General features: G+C 68.9%; 16 protein-coding genes, 1 tRNA gene and 2 pseudogenes. 8 read left to right on the forward strand and 11 right to left on the reverse strand.

Translation table 11 applies throughout. From position 1 onward, the window contains the following. Window positions 1-18: 18 nt before the first annotated feature. Window positions 19-1050 (reverse strand): polysaccharide deacetylase family protein, encoded by a 1032-nt coding sequence (locus tag BLW84_RS42705; RefSeq protein ID WP_143061318.1) that lies wholly within the window; start codon window positions 1048-1050, stop codon window positions 19-21. A 93-nt stretch (window positions 1051-1143) separates the two neighbouring features. Beyond that, window positions 1144-2321: pseudogene (locus tag BLW84_RS49680) on the reverse strand (ISAs1 family transposase). 164 nt (window positions 2322-2485) lie between these two features. On the opposite strand from BLW84_RS49680, the gene BLW84_RS42715 reads away from it, so the two are divergent. Then, entirely contained in the window at window positions 2486-3688 is a 1203-nt protein-coding gene (locus BLW84_RS42715; protein ID WP_177227006.1) for a PucR family transcriptional regulator, read from the forward strand. A 170-nt stretch (window positions 3689-3858) separates the two neighbouring features. After that, the gene (locus BLW84_RS46970) at window positions 3859-4071 is read left to right on the forward strand and encodes a hypothetical protein (RefSeq protein WP_143061319.1); all 213 of its coding nucleotides are present in this window, start codon (window positions 3859-3861) and stop codon (window positions 4069-4071) included. Here BLW84_RS46970 and BLW84_RS49685 read toward each other — a convergent pair. Further along, window positions 4046-5113, reverse strand: a complete 1068-nt coding sequence (locus tag BLW84_RS49685; protein WP_093277976.1) for an integrase core domain-containing protein — start codon at window positions 5111-5113, stop codon at window positions 4046-4048. The genes BLW84_RS46970 and BLW84_RS49685 overlap by 26 nt on opposite strands. Before the next feature lie 95 nt (window positions 5114-5208). On the opposite strand from BLW84_RS49685, the pseudogene BLW84_RS42725 reads away from it, so the two are divergent. Then, window positions 5209-5530 (forward strand): annotated as a pseudogene (locus tag BLW84_RS42725) (transposase); the annotation flags it as partial. Between the two features lie 67 nt (window positions 5531-5597). Here BLW84_RS42725 and BLW84_RS42730 read toward each other — a convergent pair. Together BLW84_RS42730 and BLW84_RS42735 are read right to left on the reverse strand one after the other, a co-directional pair. Further along, the gene (locus tag BLW84_RS42730) at window positions 5598-7256 is read right to left on the reverse strand and encodes an eCIS core domain-containing protein (RefSeq protein ID WP_245761782.1); all 1659 of its coding nucleotides are present in this window, start codon (window positions 7254-7256) and stop codon (window positions 5598-5600) included. Window positions 7257-7936: 680 nt separating this feature from the next. Beyond that, window positions 7937-8022, reverse strand: a tRNA-Leu gene (locus tag BLW84_RS42735). A 123-nt stretch (window positions 8023-8145) separates the two neighbouring features. Here BLW84_RS42735 and BLW84_RS42740 point away from each other — a divergent pair. Together BLW84_RS42740 and BLW84_RS42745 are read left to right on the forward strand one after the other, a co-directional pair. Next, a complete protein-coding gene (locus tag BLW84_RS42740; protein ID WP_093277980.1) occupies window positions 8146-9501 on the forward strand; it encodes a M20/M25/M40 family metallo-hydrolase in 1356 nt (451 codons plus the stop codon). A gap of 60 nt (window positions 9502-9561) precedes the next feature. Next, window positions 9562-10521: a tyrosine-type recombinase/integrase gene (locus BLW84_RS42745; protein WP_425441830.1), complete on the forward strand. Its 960-nt coding sequence runs from the start codon at window positions 9562-9564 to the stop codon at window positions 10519-10521. Here BLW84_RS42745 and BLW84_RS42750 read toward each other — a convergent pair. Continuing rightward, complete coding sequence (locus BLW84_RS42750; protein WP_093278013.1) at window positions 10518-11156, reverse strand: VOC family protein; 639 nt, start codon at window positions 11154-11156, stop codon at window positions 10518-10520. The two genes, BLW84_RS42745 and BLW84_RS42750, sit on opposite strands and share 4 nt — an antisense overlap. Window positions 11157-11231: 75 nt before the next feature. Further along, window positions 11232-11585: a hypothetical protein gene (locus BLW84_RS42755; protein ID WP_245761783.1), complete on the reverse strand. Its 354-nt coding sequence runs from the start codon at window positions 11583-11585 to the stop codon at window positions 11232-11234. Window positions 11586-11653: 68 nt separating this feature from the next. Between BLW84_RS42755 and BLW84_RS42760 the strand changes: the two genes are divergently transcribed. From BLW84_RS42760 to BLW84_RS42770, 3 genes are all read left to right on the forward strand, one after another. After that, window positions 11654-12442 (forward strand): glycerophosphodiester phosphodiesterase family protein, encoded by a 789-nt coding sequence (locus tag BLW84_RS42760; RefSeq protein WP_093277984.1) that lies wholly within the window; start codon window positions 11654-11656, stop codon window positions 12440-12442. A 102-nt stretch (window positions 12443-12544) separates the two neighbouring features. Beyond that, window positions 12545-13954 carry an MFS transporter gene (locus BLW84_RS42765; RefSeq protein ID WP_093277986.1) on the forward strand — a complete coding sequence of 470 codons (1410 nt, stop codon included), beginning with the start codon at window positions 12545-12547 and terminating at the stop codon, window positions 13952-13954. 496 nt (window positions 13955-14450) lie between these two features. After that, window positions 14451-14789 (forward strand): RNA polymerase-binding protein RbpA, encoded by a 339-nt coding sequence (locus tag BLW84_RS42770; RefSeq protein WP_093277988.1) that lies wholly within the window; start codon window positions 14451-14453, stop codon window positions 14787-14789. A gap of 69 nt (window positions 14790-14858) precedes the next feature. Here BLW84_RS42770 and BLW84_RS42775 read toward each other — a convergent pair whose 3' ends face one another. From BLW84_RS42775 to BLW84_RS42790, 4 genes are all read right to left on the reverse strand, one after another. Then, window positions 14859-15644 carry a polyprenol monophosphomannose synthase gene (locus tag BLW84_RS42775; RefSeq protein WP_093277990.1) on the reverse strand — a complete coding sequence of 262 codons (786 nt, stop codon included), beginning with the start codon at window positions 15642-15644 and terminating at the stop codon, window positions 14859-14861. A gap of 56 nt (window positions 15645-15700) precedes the next feature. Then, complete coding sequence (gene lnt, locus BLW84_RS42780) at window positions 15701-17266, reverse strand: apolipoprotein N-acyltransferase (protein ID WP_245761784.1); 1566 nt, start codon at window positions 17264-17266, stop codon at window positions 15701-15703. Window positions 17267-17458: 192 nt separating this feature from the next. Continuing rightward, window positions 17459-18982 (reverse strand): AMP-binding protein, encoded by a 1524-nt coding sequence (locus BLW84_RS42785; RefSeq protein WP_093277994.1) that lies wholly within the window; start codon window positions 18980-18982, stop codon window positions 17459-17461. Then, a complete protein-coding gene (locus tag BLW84_RS42790; RefSeq protein WP_093277996.1) occupies window positions 18979-19731 on the reverse strand; it encodes an enoyl-CoA hydratase/isomerase family protein in 753 nt (250 codons plus the stop codon). The genes BLW84_RS42785 and BLW84_RS42790 overlap by 4 nt, the downstream gene beginning before the upstream one ends. Between the last annotated feature and the right edge of the window lie 6 nt (window positions 19732-19737).

The following is a 19737-nucleotide window of genomic DNA, read 5'->3' on the forward strand; positions in this document are numbered from 1 at the left end:
CTCATGCCAGGTCCCTTCTCAGTGGAAGTCGGCCGGAACCGGAGTGAAGGGCACCCGGCGCGTCCACTCCTGGATCGCCCGGCCAAGAACCTCGTCGTAACTCATGCCCTCGATGGGAGCCGCCTTCTCCACCTCGGCGAGCACCGCCGGCGGAACATCCGGGATGGACACGCCCGCGTGCTCGGCCCACTTCTGCGTCGAGTTGCGGAACTGGCGGGTGGTCACCGGCGAACCGATCACGTTGGCAGGGTCGGCCATCGCCCGTTCCGAGGTGACGAACACGACGCCTTCCTCGGTGAGCCGATCGAGGATCCGCTCGATGGTCGCACCGGCGACCGTCGTGCCGTGGATCAGCATGATGTGCGCCGGTGACCGGCCGAGCGCGGCAGTAGCCGCGGCTGCTTGGTTTTCTATCTGCTCGATCGCGGTGTCGACCAAGGTGTCCTCGATCCAGCGCTGCGCCGCCCGGTCCGTGAGCCGCAGGGCGCGGTCATAGGCGACCATGAACTGGGCGTCGTAGAACCAGAGCGTGACCGGGGAGGACAGGAACCCGTTTTGGCTCAGGTGAGTCTGGACCTGGCTCGTTTTGGTCGCGCTGTCGCCCTCCATGGCGAAGGCGTAGCGGAAGTAGCGCGACGGCGATGCCTCTATCCATCTGCTCAACAGCCGCTCGCTGGTCTCGATGTCGCGGAGGTAGGTGTCGACGTCCAGCCAGTTGAGGCTGATGTGCTGGTGCGTGTGGTTGCCGACGTAGTGCCCGGCGGCGCACCAGTCATCGAGGATGTCGAGCATGCGCGGATCTTCCTCCGTCGGCGCAGTGCTGTTGAAGGCGTAAACGCCGGGAACCCCATAGGCTTCAAATGCCTTCATCATCTTCTTCGACACGGTGTGCGGACCATGCCCTTCGGGAAACGGGATCCCGGTCCACTGGAATTGGTCGTCCACGGTGACCGCGACTTCGAGGCCTGAAAGCAGACCGCCAGAAGATTTCGACATCGGACTCTCCTTTGGGTTTGAGCGAAACTCGTGCCATCGTTGCGACAGACTCAAGCAATGCCAATGCCCATTGCTGATACACCGTTGTGTGGCGGGATCACATACGGAACGACCGGGGTGGACGCAGGGGCCCGGCAAAGTCTGGTTTCAGCTGGTGAGGAGTAGTTCGACGGGGCGGTTGGAGTCGCGGGCGTGATGTCGGCAGGCGGCGGAGATGTTGGTGTGGCCGGCGAGTCGGAGCAGGCTGATGGCGGTGTTGCGGAGGCTGGCCATGACTTGGGGTGCGTGGCCTGTGTGGATCTGGCTGCGGTCTTCGTCGTAGGTCACGTCGCGGACCCAGTGCAGGCGGTTTTCGATTGACCAGTGTCCTCGCAGCCATTGGGCGATTTGTTCGGGCCCGGCGTCGGTGGTGGTGAGGCTGGTGACGGCGTAGACGGTTTCGCGGGTGCGTGTGCCGGTCTTGCGGTCGGTGCGGGTGCGGGTGAGCCGCAGGGCCTGGGCAGCGCCGGGGAATCCGATACCGGTGGTGAGTTCGGTCGCTTTCAGGGTGCGGGTGTCATGGCGGCCGTGGCTGCGTTCGCGGGTGACGGACAGGGAGGGAATGTCTATCCAGGGCAGGGATTTCACTTGTTTCCGCAGGGTGGGCTGGTTGCCTTTGACCGTGAGGATGTAGTGGCCGCCACGATCACGGATGATCTGGGCGGTATCACGCTGGCAGTGCATGGCGTCGGCAGTGATGACCGCGTCGTGATGTCGAGTCCGCCCAGAAGCGTGGCGAGCACGGGGATTTCGTTGGTCTTGGCGCCGACGGCGACCTGGGTGAGAACGGCCCCGGTGCGCTGGCACAACCCGGACAGCAGGTGCACCAGCTTGCCGGCGGTGTCCTTGGCTCTTTTGACGGTCTTGCCGTCAAAAGCGATGACCCGCCGTCCGCTGATCGTGCTGGTGCGCAGCCACATCCACGCGCTGAGCATCTCGTCGAACGCATCACCGGGAAGTCGTTGCAGCACACGGCGGATCGTTGACTCCGACGGCGCCCGGCGAAGGACGCCCAGCCGGGTCAGCACACCCGCCGGTGCGTCGGTGGCCCACTCGGCGACCGCCGTGAACGAGCATGCCCCGGCCAGTGTGGCCGCCAGTGCGATGGCCAGCACCACCGCCAGACGGTGCCGCACGCCCCGGCGCTTGCGGGGATCGGCCACGCCCGTCAGCACCTCCAGCAATCCCTGGGGGACCGGCCAGCCGACGTCCACGACGGGTGCGGGCCGGGCAGGGCCCGACTCGACCGGGCAATCCAGGACAGGAGATGATGACAACGCGGGCACGGCGACGACTTCCGGACGATCGGTGTTTGGCGACTTCGATCATCACCGCGTCGTTACCGTGCCCGCCCCAACGACACGCCGTCACCGCAGGTCAAACCAGCACATCACGACTTTGCCGAGACCCTGGGGTGGACGGCTCTCCCGGTGTCCTCCATAGTGTCGAAATGCTGGATGCGAAGGTGGGCGGCAACCCGCCACCGTTGGAGCCGTTCGTGAGCTGGCTCGACCAGCACGGACGCCTGAAATTCTCCGGGCTCGCCGATCAGCTCCACGCCGAGATTCCCGAGCTCGGAGCGGCCGATCCGGACACGCTGGAGGCGTTGCGCGCGTCCATCGTCTCGCACCTGCCGGGCATGCGCGCCACCCTCATGGGTTCGAACCCGGACCCGCGTCTTCCGAAACCGGCGCAGGATTTCGCGTACCTGATGGCTCGCTCGAACATTCCCCTGTCGGCCGTCCTTCGTTCCTACGAGCTGGGCCACGCCGCCATTTGGAACGAATTCACCAGCCATCTTCGCAAACAGCAGTTGTGGACCGTTGCGCGTCGCGCCGAGGCGCTCGAGTCAGGTTCCATCCGCATGTTCGAGTACATGCAGTCCATGACCGGCGAGACGATAACCACCTACAACCGGGCTCGCGACAGCCTCATGCGGGCCACGAATTCGCGGCGCAACGAGATCGTCCGCGCCGTGCTGTCGGGCAACGGGGGCGTGCGCGAGCTGAGAGAGCTCTTCGGTTATCACATCGATGAGGTGCACATCGGGTACGTGGCCTGGAGCGTCGACCCCATGAAACACGAGGAGGTATCCGAACTCGCACGACGGGAGCTCCTCGGGTTCGCTCGGCAACACGTCTCCGTGACGACCGATTCCTCGGTCATCCACGGCTGGTTCACCCCGTGCAAGAACTCGACCTTCGACGACCTGGCCGCGGTTTCGCTGCCCAGGACCATCCGGCTGACTCTCGGAACCCCGCGCCGCGGAATCCGCGGGTTCCACCACACCCACCGGGAAGCCCTGTCGTGCGTCGACCTGACAGCGCTCCACACTCCCGCACCGACCCGGTTCCCCGACGTCGCGGTCACCGTGCTCGCCACGCAGGACCAGGAGATGGCCGCGCGGTTCGTCGATGACCACCTCGGGGCACTGCGCAGCCACGAAGACGGCGAACGTCTGATCAAGACGCTGCGGTACTACATGGACGCACACGCGAGCCCGACCCGGTGCGGTCAGCGCCTCGGCATCCATCCCAACACCGTGACCCAACGCGTTCAGCGCGCGGAGACGATCCTCGGCCGCCACCTCGACCCCGCCAGTCTGGCGCTACGCCTGGCCCTGGACCTCGAGCGCACGATGGAGTTGGAGTAAACGACGGCCCTTGCGCTACGCGGTCGACAGCACCCGTGGCAGACCCTATGAGACTCCACCCGCGAGCGCCGTGGAGTCGGTGACGTCCTTCCCTTCCGGCTCAATCTGATGGTTGCGTGAGAAAGCCGCGCCTCTAATGTTCCTTTTATGACGCAAGTTGGAGCTCGGCGGTGGCTGCCTCGGCGGTGGCAGGTGTTGATCGTGAGCCGGGCACCGTGCTGTTCACCCTCGGCGCACTGACCCTGGCGGTGACGACCACCGCCGCTCGGAACTACGTCGGCGTGTTCCTACCGGCCGCGCTGCTCACCGGGATCGTGCGGGGTTCCAGAAGTCGGCCACCAGCGCTGACCAGCAATTTTACGCTATGCGCTCATATTCGTTGATCAATCCGCCCAGGACCGGTCGACGCTTGATCCGCTCATGGCCGAGGTCTGCAACGGGGTGGCTCGGTCGTGGTGGGCGAAGCTCACGGGCACGGTGTGGCCGGCGACCGTTGTAGTGCTGGACGTAGTCCGTAAGCACCGCACGCAGGTGCCGTTCACCGAAGATCAATAGGCGGTCGGTGAGTTCGGCTCTAACAGTGCGTACGAACCGTTCGGCGAAACAGTTCGCCTGCGGGCAGCGCGCAGGAGTCTTCACCACGCGGATGTCCACATCCGCGAGGACCGCTTCGAACGATGCGGTGAACTGACCTGCCCGATCCCGGACGAGAAACCGGAATTCGGTGGCGCGATCGCCGAGGTCCATCAGCAGGTTGCGTGCCTGCTGAGTGGTCCACGCCCCGTCCGGGTTCGAGGTCGCGCCCAGCAGGTGTACGTATCTGCTGCCGACCTCCAGCACGAAGAACACGTAGACCCGTTTGAGTGTGGCCGCGCAGTCCACGTGGAAGAAGTCGCATGCCAGCATGGTCGAGGCCTGCATGCGCAGGAACTGCCGCCAGGTCGTGTCGGTGCACCGGATCGGTGCTGGCGGGATACGCAAACGCTTGAGAACGCGGCGGATCGTCGAAGCGCCCACTCGATGACCGAGCTTGAGCAGCTCACCCTGGATCCTCTGGTATCCCCAGGTGTGATTCTCCGTGGCCATGCGCTCGATCAACACGGCAACGGCGTTGTCGATGGGTGGGCGCCCGATGCGGTTCGGATACGTCCATTTCCTGGCGACCAGGCGGCGATGCCAGCGCAGCACCGTGCCGGGGGTGACCAACCGATGCGCCCGCAGCGGCTTCGGCAGCAACCGGATCAGCGCGGCGAAGACCGCCCGGTCGGCCCAGCCCATCCGGGGTTTCGGGTTGGTTCTGCGCAGCACGGCCACCTCGTGACGCAGTACCAGGAGTTCGACGTCCTTGGACGCCGACGAGCGGCCGAGCAACACCAGCCAGCCCACAAGCCGCACGAAGATGAGATAAACCAGACGCGGTGACACAGCTCGCGATCATGCCCCCGCCCGCCGGGACGCCGAAAGGCGCAGGTCGGACACGCGCACCAACTTCTGGAACCCCACAGGGGTTAGCCAAGTCGTTGCTATACAAGGAGATCGCGGTCCTGATCGGACGGTCGGCGTCGGTGATTTCCCGGGAAGTGGCCCGCCACGGCGGCCGCCGAGGGCTACCGGGCGGTGGTGGCCGACCAGGCGGCGCGGGCCTCGCGGGTACGGCCGAAGCCCTTCGCGGTGGAACGCGATTCCGGTCTCCGGGACGAGGTCGTGCGGCTGCTCAAGCGGGGCTGGTCGCCGGGCTCGATCGCGAGACGGTTGCGGCTGGATCACCCCGACCGGCAGGCTTGGAGGGTGTCTCATGAGGCGATCTACCAGTGGGTCTACGCCCAGCCGGTCTCCACGCTCCATGTGTTCGCGGCGCTGTCCTGCGAGGGCTGGTCGCCGGCTTGGATATGAGTTCGCATCGATGGGTTCACCGGTTGATGGATTCGATCCAGTCCCAAGCCGCCGCGGGGGATGAGATTTTCACGGCGGGAATTCCGAGGTAGTCGGCAACTCCCGGGACCACGTTGGGCAGACCCGGGTTCGTGTTCCCGGTACCCACGAGGTGGGTGGGCTCGCGGGTCAGCGTGGTTCGGTCTCCGGTGAAGGAATGGCGGCCGACGTGCGCGGTGCCGATGAGAATCACGTACTTGCCCGGCGCTTTCGCTTGTTCCTGTCGTACGACGTCGGCAGCGAACGTGTTCATCCTCGCCGCACGCGTATGCGCTTCCCAAGCCTCCGCCACCGCCTGATCTGAGCCCAGTACCTTCCGCTTACGAGCCGGGATCGCATCAACGCCCTGGACGTTGATCCCGCCGACCGCTTTTACAGCGTCCAGAAGTTGCCGCAGACCATCGTGATGCCAGTGTGACTTGTACTGGTTGCAGAAACCGTTGAGCTGCGGTGGCATTGCCGCATTTTGCGCGCTTCCCAGGTACTCCTCGACCCAGCGTTGGGCATCGCCCCTGCGGATCTGTTCCAGGTAGATCGTTCGCAGGCCGGCGCGCTTCGCTACATTCAGATTGTTCGCGAGGAATTTCCAGGCGTGCTCCTCGCTATGGGATTCTCCGATGGCAAAGCCATCTGCATGAGGATTCCCCAGGAGCACTTGCAGCGCTGCGGCCGGCAGCAGCCCGGTTTGGCCGGCCAGGGGGTGGTTCGCTGCCGCACCAGCAAATCCCTGTGCTTCGGTGACAGCTTCCCGCTCAAGAGCTTCGTCTCGTCTGTCCTGCTGGGACCAGTATTGGCCAGTTTCTGCAGATTGCCTTCCCTGGGATTCGAGGCGCTCGACGGGCTTAAAGGCGTCCCCGAGACGGGCCGCGAGAAGGGTCGCGAGAGACGGATACACATCTTTCAGAGTTCTCGGATGGTAGTTGACCAGCACGGACTGCTTCTTGTTGTCAAAGATTACTTGCGGATCGTTGTCGACGTGCGGGTGGTCGTGCTTGACGGCGGCGACGAAATTGGTCCACTCGGTCGTATTGCCGGGGAAAATCAGTTGTGACCAGTCCTTTTTGCCAGGCCTTGGGAAGTCAACCGCCACCGATGGTCCCTGCGGATTCTGGCGCACCTGGTCCATGCGCTGGACAGTCGACCCGCCATCCTGGGGGGTGCCGTCTCGGGGAACCGGGCGCGATGTTGTGGCATTGCTCGACATTGCCCTGGCTGCGGTCGCGTCGGCTTCTCGTTCGAACCGATCTGCGGGATCGCTGACTTTCAACCCTTCGGCGGTCTCCGTCCCGGAGACAGGTCCCGACCGTTGCTGGATCACATGGGTCAGCTCGTGCGCCAGCATCCGCTCGCCCGCCGGGGAAGACGTGTCGTACCGTCCGCGCTGGAACACGATGTGCGAACCGGACGTGAACGCATGCGCCTGCACCGACTCGGCTGCCGCGTGTGCCACGGCATCGGTGTGCACCCGCACGTCGGAGAAGTCCGCCCCCAACCGGGTCTCCATATTCGCAGCGGCCTCCGCGTCCAACGGCTGCCCCGGTGACCGCAGCGCCTGGTGCACCGCACTGCGCTGCACTTCGGGGCCGAGGATCTGCGCCACCGCGGCGTTGCCGACCAGACGCTGCAGGGCCAGCACCCCGGCGGGGGTCAGCCGCCCGCCTGCTGGCACACCCTGGGCAACGGGTTCCGCAGGCATCCGCGCGGGTCGGGCAGACCGGTTGACCGGGCGCCCAGGGCATGGCTCCTGATCTCGCATCCCGCCTCCTCCATACCTCTTCGACGACTGTCGCCAAAACGCCCCACCACGAAAAGGTCTACAGGTGACGTATGTGGGGCACCGCCGCTGCCCGAACAGGCAACAGGGATCAGTGCCGGACCGGGGCCGGAAGCCGCAGATGCCCCTGTTTGGTGATCGTGAACGCGCCATGAGGGTCGGTCTGGACGATCAGGAGGCGGCGGGTTTCGCGTATCGCTAGTCGTGTGCCGGGTGCCCAGCCCAAGCCGCGTAGCACTGCCTGATCGGCGACCCGGCCTCGGTCATCGACCGCAGCCAACCCGTAGATCACGCCACGCTTGTGCGGTGTCGGGACGGTGGGGAGGGGAAGTGCTCGATGGGGAGCTCGGGGACGCCTGACCACCGACGCGCTGTCCTGCTGAACGGGTGTTGCGGAGGGAATCACCGGCCTGATCACGGAGCCGGCCACATCGACCAGCCCCCACCAAACACGGTGGGGCGACCAAGAGAACGCTGAAACAGCGTGTTGGAGTGCCCTCAAATGCTGGCACGTGAGATGTAGCAGGGATGCCACATTTTTGTGTCCGAGGGGGGACTTGAACCCCCACGCCCATTAGTAGGGCACTAGCACCTCAAGCTAGCGCGTCTGCCATTCCGCCACTCGGACATCTTCGGCTCGGCCCCTCTTCCTTTCGGGCCTCCCCGCTGTGTTGTGTACATAGATTAGCCCATGGTCAAACACGCTCCAACGGCACCCCCCTCTTCCGTGTTCGGGTGATAGAAATGCCTGGTGAGCGCACACAACGAGGGTATCTCCGGCACTGATCACGACGCTGGGTTGCTGCGGGCCGAGGACGAGGTCGTCGGCCTGGCGAGCGACCTGATCCGCATCGACACCACCAACACGGGCGACCCCGAGACTCTCGTCGGCGAGCGTGCCGCCGCCGAGTTCGTGGCGGCCAAGCTCAGCGAGGTCGGGTACGACGTCACCTACGTCGAGTCCGGGGACCACCCCGGGCGCGGCAACGTCATCGCCCGGCTGCCCGGCGCCGACCCCACTCGGGGCGGGTTGCTGGTGCACGGGCACCTGGACGTCGTTCCCGCCGATCCCGCCGAGTGGTCCGTCCACCCGTTCTCCGGCGCCGTGCAGGACGGCTACGTGTGGGGGCGTGGCGCCGTCGACATGAAGGACATGCTGGCCATGAGCCTCGCCGTCGCGCGGCGGCTCAAGCGCGATGGCATCACCCCGCCGCGGGACGTCGTCTTCGCGTTCCTGGCCGACGAGGAGGCCGGTAGCTTCCACGGGGCTCAGTGGCTGGTCGACCACCGGCCCGAGCTCTTCGAGGGCTGCACCGAGGCGATCAGCGAGGTCGGCGGCTTCTCGGTCACGCTCAAGGACGGCGTTCGCGCCTACCTGGTGCAGTCCGCCGAGAAGGGCATCCGCTGGCTGAAGCTGCGGGTGCGCGCCCGCGCCGGGCACGGCTCGATGGTGCACGACGACAACGCTGTCACCAAGCTCTCCGAGGCCGTTGCGAAGCTCGGCAACCACCGGTTCCCGCTGGTGCTGACCGACTCGGTTCGCGAGTTCCTCGCCGGCGTCACCGAGATCACCGGCTGGGACTTCCCGGAGAACGACATCGAGGGCGCCGTCGCCAAGCTCGGGAACCTGTCGCGGATCGTCGGCGCCACGCTGCGCGACACCGCCAACCCGACGATGCTCACCGCCGGGTACAAGCACAACGTGATCCCGTCGGTGGCCGAGGCCGCCGTGGACTGCCGGATCCTGCCCGGGCGCGAGGAGGCCTTCGACCGCGAGCTGGCCGAGCTCCTCGGGCCCGACGTGGAGCGGGAGTGGGTCGGGTTGCCTCCGGTGGAGGCCAAGTTCGAGGGCCGCATCGTCGACGTGATGACCGCGTCGCTGCTCGCCGAGGATCCGGGGGCGAAGGCGTTGCCCTACATGATGTCCGGCGGCACCGATGCGAAGTCGTTCAGCCGGCTGGGCATGAACTGCTTCGGCTTCGCGCCGTTGAAGCTGCCCGCGGACCTCGACTTCGCCGCCCTGTTCCACGGCGTCGACGAGCGGGTCCCGGTGGACGCGCTGAAGTTCGGCACCCGCGTGCTGGACCGGTTCATCCGCAACAGCTGATTGTCGGTGCCGTCTGGTTTCATCTACCCGAGTTGATCACCGGGGAGGTGCGGCGTGGACGTGGCGCGGTTGATCGAGATCTACCTGGAGCACCTGCAGGCCAGGAAGCTCGCGGCCAATTCGCTGCGCGCCTACCGTCGCGACCTGGAGTCGGTGGCCGGTGAGCTGGTCGAGCTCACCGGCACCGGCGCCGACCGGCTGGCCGTGGACCTGGTCACCGCCTCGGTGCTGCGGTCGGCGTTCGCGCGGTTCGCCGCGTCCCGGTCCGCCTCGTCGGTGACCCGGGCCTGGTCGACCTGGAACGGGTTCTTCGGGTTCCTGGTGGTCGAGGGCGCGGTGTCCGGCAATCCGATGCAGGTGGTGCCGAAGCCGCGCAACGCCCCCTCCACACCGAAGCCGCTGCAGGGCGAGGACACGCCCGAGCGGCTGCTGCGCACGGTGGCCGCCGGGGCCCGGCGGGCGCGGAATCCGTGGCCGGAGCGCGATCTCGCCGTGCTCGCCACGTTGCTGTGCACCGGGGTGCGTTCGGCCGAGCTGCTGGAGCTGACCGTCGGTTCGCTGGCCGGTCGGCAGGGGGACCGCCGGCTGCACGTGCACGGCAAGGGCGGCAAGAACCGGTCCATCCCCATCGAGGACACCCTGGACTCGCTGATCCAGAGCTTCCTGGCGTCGCGTCGGGCGCGGTTCGGCGACCGGCTGCCCGGCGGCGAGCCGCTGTTCGTCGATCACCACGGCGAGGCGCTGCGCCGGGGCGGCCTGCAGTACCTGGTGCGGCAGTCGTTGCGGGCGGCGGGCGTCTCGGACCGGGTGCAGCCCGGCGCGATGGTGCACGCGCTGCGGCACACCTTCGCGACGCGGCTCGCCGAGGACGGGGCGAGCGCTGCCGAGATCGCCAAGCTGCTCGGGCACTCGTCGATCAACTCCAGCCAGACCTACATCGACGTGACCGCGCGTGAGCAGCGGTTGTCCGTGCGCGCCAACCGGACGTTGCACGTGCTCGGCGAGCTCTCCAGCGGTTAGCCCCACTTGTCGGCCGCGGCCAGGCCGATGGTTGCTCCGGCCGGGTCGGAGACCACCGCCGTCGCGCCCAGCAGCGGGTGATCGGCGCGGTCGACGGTTTCGCCGCCCAGTTCCACCACCCGGTCGCTGATCGCCTCGACGTCCTCCACCGCGAAGTAGCACAGCCAGCCCCAGCCGACTGGTCGCCGCATCGTGCGGGACGCCAGCGGCCGGCCGTCGGCGAGGTACTGGTCCGCGTGCACCGACCAGCTCAGGATGTCCGCCCAGAACGCGTCGGCGCGGTCTGGGACCGCCGTGCACAGCTCGATCCAGCAGGGCTCGCCCGGCCGTGGGCTCGGCGCCCACGGCCCGTGCTGGGCCCGGCCCTTGGCGATGAGCGCGACCGAGTCGTCGGGGCCGGTCAGCGAGCCGTCCTGGGTGGTGCCGGCGAACATCGGGCGCCAGCCGGGCAGTTCGCGGCCGCGCGGGGAGCGCATCGCGGCGCAGCGCCGGTTGCCCACCCAGCAGTCGAAGCCGGCGCCGGTCGGCGCCGGGGTCCAGTCGAGCAGGGCCCGGTAGAAGACCGCCGAAGCTATCGGGTCCTGGCTGATCAGGTCGGCGCGGCGCAGGCCGCGGACTACGGGACGTGCGGGCACCGTCGATTCCTCGCCACCGCTGGGGACCAACTCATCCTGGCCACCCCGACCGGTCCGCACAATGCTCCGTTCGTCTCACCGCAGCCGTTCGAGCTCCCCGGCCACGGCCACCACCTGGGCCGCGAGCTTGCGCAGTTCGGCGTGGTCGGCGGCGTCCTCGACGGCGGTGACCACGTCTTCGGCCGCGCAGCGCAGCTGGAACAGCCGGTCTTGCAGGTCCGCGAGCTCGGCCGCGGAGAGCACCACCGCGTCTTCCGGGAGGCCGCCGCGTTGCACCGCGGTGCGGCGCTCGTAGGCGCGTTGGCGGCAGGACTGCGCGCAGTACAGGCGGGGACGTCCTTGCCTGCCCGCCTCCGGGACGCGCCGTCCGCACCACGCGCAGTGCCTTGCTCGGCGTTGGCGGCGGGACGGCAGGTCGGAGGTTTCCACGATCGGTCACGTTAGCCAAAGGCCCCGCCTGCGCGGTGCAGGCACGCCGATCGGGCAGAGTTGCATGCGTGACGCATCCTTTCCTGTCCGGTCCCCGGCCCCGCGCGTTCGCCCACCGAGGGTGGCACCTCGGGGAGCTGCACGATCTGGAGAACTCGCTGGCCGCTTTCCGCCGTGCCGCCGACGAGGGTTACCGCTACATCGAGACCGACGTCCACGCGACCGCCGACGGCGTCGTGGTGGTCAACCACGACGCGACGCTGGACCGCACCACGGACGGCCGCGGCCTCATCGAGCGGCTGCCCTGGTCGGCCGTCGGCTCGGCGCTCATCGGCGGCCGGGAACCGGTGTGCCGCCTGGATGCCGCGCTGGAGGAGCTGCCGGAGATGTTCTTCAACATCGACGTCAAGGCAGACTCGGCGGTGGGGCCGGTGTTGCGGACGCTGCGCAGGCACAACGCCTGGGACCGGGTGTGCTTGGCGTCGTTCGCCGAGCACCGGCTGGCCGCGATGCGGCGGGCCATCGGGCCGCGGCTGCTCACCTCGACCGGGCGTCGTTCGGCCGGGTTGCTGTGGTTGAGCTCGCGGTGGGGCGGCTGGCCGTTGCGGCCGGCGGTGGTCGGTGGCGCGACGCAGGTGCCGACGGGGTTCGGGCGGCTGCGTTTGATCGACTCCCGCTTCGTGCGCCAGGCTCATCGCTGGGGCATGGAGGTCCACGTGTGGACCGTCGACGACGCCGTGGAGATGCGGGAGCTGCTGGATCTCGGCGTGGACGGGCTGGTCACCGACCGGCCGGACGTGTTGCAGGAGGTGTTGCGGGAGCGGTTCGGCGAGCCGCAGCCGGAGCTCGGCGGATGAGCAGAACTACGCATTGTCTCCGCACGGACCTCCACCGTGTTCGTTGAGCCAGTAAGGTCCGGTTACCCCCAATCGAGTGATCTTGGCCGGAGGACCGAACGGATGAGCGTGATGGACAGCGACCTGGCGCCGGACGCCGCGCGGAGGCGGCGCCGGGAACAGCGGGGTTGGTGCTGGTACGACTGGGCCAACTCGGTGTTCCCGACATCGGTGACCACGGTCTTCCTCTCGCTCTACCTCACCTCGGTGGCGACCGAGGCCGCGAAGGCGGACGTCGCGCGCAACGGCCTGAACGCCTGCCCGCAGAACAACGCGCTGGTGCAGTGCGACATCTCGGCGTTCGGGCTGGTGTTCCCGGCCGGTTCGCTGTGGGGCTACCTGCTGTCGGTGGCCACCGTCGTGCAGGTGCTCGTGCTGCCGATCACCGGTGCGATCGCGGACCGGACGCAGAGCAAGCGGCTGATGCTGGGGATCTTCGCGTTCGGCGGCGCGGCGATGACGGCGCTGCTGGCGCTGGTGGGCGGGCAGGACTGGCAGCTCGGCGTGGTGCTGTTCATCATCGCCAACATCTGCTTCGGCGCCTCGGTGGTCGTCTACTACTCGTTCCTGCCGGAGATCGCCTCCGTCGACGAGCGGGACGACGTCTCCACCCGCGGCTGGGCCGTCGGCTACCTGGGCAGCGGTGCGGCGCTGTCCATGCACCTGGTGATCTACCTCGGCCACGACGCGGTCGGCATGAGCACGGAGACCGCGGTCCGGCTGATCTTCTTGTCCTCGGGCGTCTGGTGGGCTGTGTTCACGCTGCTGCCGCTGGCGGCGCTGCGCGGCCAGCGCGCCCCGGAGGGGGCCGTGCGCGGCCCGTCCGCGGTCACCGCGGGCTTCAAGCAGCTGATGACCACGTTCCGGGAGGCGAAGCACTTCCCGCTGACGCTGGCGTTCCTCGGGGCGTACTGGATCTACACCGACGGCATCTCGACGGTCACCCAGGTCTCGGCGCAGTACGGCAACCTGGAGCTCAAGCTCCCGCAGGATTCGCTGATCATCACGCTGCTGATCGTGCAGTTCATCGCCTTCGTCGGCGGGATGCTGCACGGGGTGGTGGCGCGCCGCATCGGGGCGAAGAAGACGATCCTGATCAGCCTCGCCACCTGGCTGGTGGTGCTGGTCGCCGCGTACTTCGTGCAGGCAGGCCAGCAGATGCAGTTCTACGGCCTGGCGGTGGGCATCGGGCTGGTGCTCGGCGGCACCAACGCGCTGTCCCGGTCGTTGTTCAGCCAGATGGTGCCGCCCGGCCGGGAGGCCGAGTACTTCTCGCTGTACGAGGTGGGGGAGCGCTCCACGTCGTGGCTGGGCCCGCTGGTGTTCGCCGGGGTCGGGCAGGCGACCGGGTCGTTCCGGCTGGCCATCGTCTCGCTGGTGGTGTTCTTCGCGGTCGGGTTGGTGCTGGTCGCGCTGGTGCCGGTGCGGCGGGCGATCGAGGCGGTCGGCAACCCGGCGCCGAAGGTTCTTTGACACGATCGGCGACCACGCTGCGTGCGCGACGGGTGACGATGCGCGCCCGCCTCGCCAAGGCGGCTGCGTTGCTCCATGCTGGTGACAGGCGTGACCGGGATTTTCCACTTGATCGGAATATGCCGGTACGCAGCGTTGTGACAACAGGGAACCAAGTATCGCTACATTCAGTTACCAATTTTCGCGTCTTGTCTGCCGTCCGTGTCGTGATCTCCGTCCCACTATGGTCACTTTCCCGAGATCCAGCTTGGCCATAGTCACTCAACATCTGGCACTATCACCCGTTCGAGCGCACCTATAGATTGCGAGTGGGATAACGCGTCACGAACGACGACCGATTGCATCTCTAGGGAGAAAGCCGTCGTTGATGGGTGAACAACGTCACCGACGGCAACCAGAAGCACTACACCGGGAACATACGGCGGGTCCCCCGCCGTTGCACACGGTGAGCACAACCGCTCGGGCCAGGTCCCGGGCCGAAGTGAAAGGAACCGTCATGGCCGACCGCGTTCTGCGTGGGAGCCGGCTCGGAGCGGTGAGCTACGAGACCGACCGTAACCACGACCTCGCACCGCGCCGGACGGTGCGCTACGCCTGCCCCAAGAGCCACGAGTTCGAGGTGCCGTTCTCCGACGACGCCGAGGTGCCGCCGACTTGGGAGTGTCGTCTGCACGGCACCGAGTCGAAGATCATCGACGGCAGCGAGCCGGAGCAGAAGAAGGCCAAGCCGCCGCGCACCCACTGGGACATGCTGCTGGAGCGGCGCACCATCCCGGAGCTCGAGGAGCTGCTCAACGAGCGCCTCGACCTGCTGCGGACACGCCGCGGGCACTGAGCGACCAAGATCACGAAGCGCCTGGGACAACCGTCCCAGGCGCTTCGACGTGCCCGAATCCCGCGGTGATCAGCGGCGGAGCGAGCGCAGGACGCCCGCGGCCTGGTTGCCGCGCCGGCGCAGGCCCCACTTCGTCACCCTGACGAGGGCTTCGCGCACCACTTCGGCGTCCATCTTCGAGCTGCCCAGCTCGCGTTCCACGAACGTGATCGGCACCTCCACGACCACGAACCCGGCCTCCACCGCGCGCCACGCCAGGTCCACCTGGAAGCAGTAACCCTGCGAGGCGACGTTGTGCAGCTGCAGCGTCTCCAGGACCTCCCGGCGGTACACGCGGTAGCCGGAGGTGATGTCGTTGATCGCCACGCCGAGCGCCAGCTTGGAGTACACGTTGGCGCCGCGGGACAGCAGTGCCCGGTACCACGGCCAGTTCACCGTCCGCCCGCCCGGCACGTAGCGCGAGCCCAGCACGACGTCCGCGCCGGTGCCGTCCGGCCCGAGCATGCCGATCAGCCGGGGCAGGTCCTCGGGCGAGTGGGAGCCGTCGGCGTCCATCTCGATGATCGCGCCGTAGTCCCGCGCCAGCGCCCACTCGAAGCCCGCCACGTACGCCGCGCCGAGCCCGGCCTTCTCGCTCCGGTGCAGCACGTGCACCCGCTCGTCGCCGGCGGCGAGCCCGTCGGCCACCTCGCCGGTGCCGTCCGGGCTGCCGTCGTCGACGACCAGCACGTGCGCCGAGGGCAACGCCGCGAACAGCCGCCGCACGATCGGCTCCAGGTTGTCCCGCTCGTTGTAGGTGGGGATCACCACCAGAGCCGATTCGTCACCGGCTCCGGGGGCTTGCCGGTTCGCCATCCATGTCCTCCTGGCCGGCCCGTTCGGTCGGCTGTGCACTCGTTGTTCGGTCGGGTTCAGGCGTCCGCGGTCCGCCGGGGCCGCCACCAGGACAGCGCCACCGCGCCGACGCCCAGCACGACCAGTGTCCACATCGGAGCGCTGCCCAGCCGGGTGGCGAGCGTTTGCGTCGAGCGCAGTGGTACCTCGGCGATGAGATTCTGCGCGGTGAACAGCTCGGTCTGCTGGGTCACGGTGCCGTCCGGCTGAACCACGGCGCTGACACCGCTGGTCGCCGCCACCAGGACGGCCCGCCCGTGCTCGACCGCGCGCAGCCGGGACATCGCCAGCTGCTGGTAGCTCATCTCGGAGTGGCCGTACCAGGCGTTGTTGGTCGGCACCGCGAGCAGCGTCGCGCCCTCCTGGGTCGCGCCGGTGAACACGTCGTCGTAGGCGACGTCGTAGCAGATCCCGACGCCCAGCCGGACGCCTCCGACGTCGAGCACGCCCGGCTTGTCGTCGGGCACCATGTCCGAGCGGAAGCGGTCCACGAACGGGCTCACCAGCCGCGCCACCGGCCGCATCGGGATCGTCTCGGCGAAGGGCACCAGGTGCTGCTTGACGTAGCGGTCGCCCGCGCCCGTCGCCGGATCCCACCGGACGATCTGGTTGCGCAGGGAGCCGTCGGGATCCTTGCCGAGGCCGCCGACCACCAGCGGGACGCCGAGCTGCGCGGCGACGCCGGAGAGGTCCGGGTCGGTCTGGCTCGGTCCCCAGCTGCCGACCTGCTCGGGCAGCACGACGAAGTCGAGGGGCCCCTTCGCCTGGTCGGCGGCGAGCTGCTGCGCGGCCGCGATGTGGTTGGCGTGCAGGACGCCGTCCTCGTACAGCAGACCCAGCCCGAGGTTGGGCGCGTTGCCCTGCACGATCGCGACCCGCGCCGTTCCGGCGTTGGGGTCGGTGCCGATGAAGGGCAGCATGGCCAGGCCGCCCACGACCGGCACGAGCACGGCGGCCAGCGGCGCGGCCCAGCGGCGCGGGGTGCGCGCACGGCGGGCGAGCTCGGCCAGGCCGCCGCCGACCACCGCGACGGCGAAGGACACCACGGCGGTGCCGCCGAGCGCGGCCAGCGGCAGGAACAGGCCGGTGTCCTGCGTGAACGCCAGCCTGCCCCACGGGAAGCCACCGAAGGGCACGGCCGAGCGCAGCGCCTCGGCGGCGACGAACACCGCGGCCATCCACACCGGCGCTCCCGGCAGGCGGCTGACGCGCGCCATTCCGGCGCCGCCGAGCGCGACGAACAGCGCCTGCACGGCCGCCACGCCGAGCCACGGCCACGGGCCGAAGTCGGCGCCCAGGAAGTCCTGCAGCCAGCCCAGCAACGGCAGCAGGAACGCGAAGCCGAACAGCAGGCCGTAGCCGAATCCGGCGCGGGCCTTGCGGCCGCGGAGCACCGCCGCGAACACCGCGAACGCGATAGGCGCCAGCCACCACAGCTCGCGCGGGGGAGAGCCCGCGTAGAGCGCGAAGCCGGCGGCGACGACCGCGAGCATGCGCAGCCAGACCGCGCCGATCGATCGACCTGCGGCCTTGCTGCGGCCCGGCCGCTCAGCGCGCTGCGGACGAGCCGTTGGGACAACCACCCGATCAACCTTCTCGGTGCCGCGGTCCCAGCCAGGCCGGGACGGAAACGTTCTGTCGGTTCGTGCGCGGGCAGCCCGGCGCGCACCAAACAAATGTACGCCGGACGGTGGACCCGGAGCCGCAGTGGGCAAAGGGGACAGAACGCTCAACGGTGCTCGGTGTCGGGGGCGGAGACTCCCGCCCCGCGGCGATCACCAGGTGCGGCTGTCGTGCGTGGTCGCCTCCTCGGCGTGGAGCTCGGCGCGCAGGACGGCCTTGGCGACGCGCTCCGAGGCCGTCATCGGCAGCCGGTCGCGGAAGGTCCAGTAGCGCGGGACCTTGAAGTAGGCGAGCTGGGTGGCGCAGAAGTCCGCCAGCTCGCGCGGATCGCACGGCTCGCCGCGGAGGACGACCACCGCGTGCACCTCCTCGCCACGCAGCTCGTCCGGCTCCGGCAGGACCGCGGCCACCTCGACCGCCGGATGCAGCTGCAGCACTCGCTCGACCTCGGCGGCGGCGATGTTCTCGCCGCTGCGGCGGATCATGTCCTTGGTGCGGCCCGCGTAGTAGACGCGGCCCTCATCGTCCATCCGGGCCAGATCGCCGGTGTGGAACCAGCCCGCGCGGAAGGCGCGGTCGGTGGCCTCCGGATCGCGGAAGTAGCCGTGCATCAGGCCGGTGCCGCGGATGGCCAGTTCGCCGACCTCGCCGCGCGGCACCGGAGCGCCGTCGCCGTCGACGATCATGACCTCGCGGCCCGGCGCCGCCCGGCCGAGGCAGCCCGTGCCCACCGCGGCGTCGTGGTCCTGCGGGGTCATCCGGATGTCGCTGCCGGTTTCGGTCATGCCGAACGCCTCGAACCACGGGACGCCCCACCGCCGTTCGAGCGCGGCGTGCAGGTTCGGCGGGATCGCCGAGGCGCTGATCGCGCGCACCCGGTGCTCCCGGTCGGCCGGCGACGGGTCCTGGTCGAGCAGCAGCTTCGGCATCAGACCCAGGCAGTAGAACCACGTGACGCCGTGCTCGCGGACCTTCGCCCAGAACGTGGTGGGGTGGAACCGGTCCAGCACCACCAGCCGCGCCCCGGCGGCGAGGCCGAGCGCGACGTTCCACTGCGGATCGATGTAGTGGAACGGCTGGGCGGTCAGGATCGTGTCGCGGTCGTCGATGCGCGGGAAGCCGTCGACCAGACCGGCCGCGAGCGTGGTCCAGTAGCGGTGGGGGAGCGCGCAGCCCTTGGGGGCGCCGGTGGTGCCGGAGGTGTACTGGATGTTCGCCAGCGCCTCCGGTGTCGGCGGCGCACACCGGGGCGCTTCGGCGGCCGGGAGGTCGATCGCGTCGACGTCGAGGACCCGCCGCACCGAGGTGGCCTTCCGGACGCGGGCGAGCAGGTCCGCGTGCTCGGCGGTGGTCAGCACGACGCGCGCCTGCGAGTGCGCGAGCACGTGGGTGGCGTCGTACTCCTGGTAGCGGTTGTTGACCGGGACCATCGCCGCGCCCAGCTTGGCCGCGGCGAGCCAGCCGAGCGGGAATTCCGGGCGGTTGTCCATCATCACCGCGACGCGGTCGCCCGCCGCCACGCCCGATTCGGCCAGCAGCGCGGCCAGCGCGTCGCTGCGGCGGTCGATCTCGGCGAAGGTGAGTTCGCGGCCGGTTCGGTCGAAGGTCCACGCTGTGCGATCCGGCCAGCGCCGGGCCGCGTCGCGGACGAGGCCGACGAGGGTTTCGGCGTTCATCGGGCGTCTCCCGTCCGGTCGGCCGCGAGCTCCTCGGTGCGGATCGCGTGCCGGATCTCCAGCCGCAGCGCCGATTCGAGGGCGTGGTCGATGCCCGCGTCCAGGGCTTCCTTGGCCATCGCCAGCGTGGCGCGCGGCCGCTCGGCCAGCCGCGCCGCCCACCGGTGCGCGGTCGGCAGCAGCGCGTCGGCCGGGACCACCGCGTTGACCAGCCCGAGCCGGCTCGCCTCGGCGGCGTCGATGGTGTCGCCGAACAGCAGGATCTCCTTGGCCTTGAGCGGGCCGACGAGCAGCGGCAGCAGCTTGGAGATGCCGCCGGTGACGCTGAGCCCGAGCCCGACCTCGGGGAAGCGGAACCGGGCGTCCTCCGCGGCGATCACCAGGTCGCAGCAGAGCGCGAACTCCGCGCCCGCGCCGACGGCGTGCCCCTGCACCGCCGCGATGACCGGCGCCGGGCAGTCGCGGATCAGCCGCGTGACGTCCTGGATCCGGTCCAGCCGCGCCTGCACGGTGGCCGGATCCTCCGGCGGTGCCTTGAGGTCGTGGCCGGCGCAGAACGCGCGGCCGCGCCCGGTCAGCAGCACCGCGCCGACGCCCGCGTCGGTGACCGCGCCGAGCGCGGTGACGAGTTGTTCCACCAGGGCGGTGTTGACGGCGTTGAGGCATTCCGGCCGGTTGAGCCGGATGACGCCGATGTCGCCGGAGATCTCGGTCTCCACCACGGCACCGCCGGACTGGACTTCGGACAACGGCTT

It is taken from the genome of Saccharopolyspora shandongensis, from assembly GCF_900106995.1.
In the GTDB taxonomy this organism is placed as follows: Bacteria; Actinomycetota; Actinomycetes; order Mycobacteriales; family Pseudonocardiaceae; genus Saccharopolyspora; species Saccharopolyspora shandongensis.

Coding starts and splice junctions, on each gene's coding strand:
- BLW84_RS42715 (WP_177227006.1), top strand. CDS start 2,486: ATGCTGGATGCGAAGGTGGGCGGCAACCCGCCACCGTTGGAGCCGTTC.
- BLW84_RS42785 (WP_093277994.1), bottom strand. CDS start 18,982: ATGAACGCCGAAACCCTCGTCGGCCTCGTCCGCGACGCGGCCCGGCGC.
- BLW84_RS42770 (WP_093277988.1), top strand. CDS start 14,451: ATGGCCGACCGCGTTCTGCGTGGGAGCCGGCTCGGAGCGGTGAGCTAC.
- BLW84_RS42765 (WP_093277986.1), top strand. CDS start 12,545: ATGAGCGTGATGGACAGCGACCTGGCGCCGGACGCCGCGCGGAGGCGG.
- BLW84_RS42775 (WP_093277990.1), bottom strand. CDS start 15,644: ATGGCGAACCGGCAAGCCCCCGGAGCCGGTGACGAATCGGCTCTGGTG.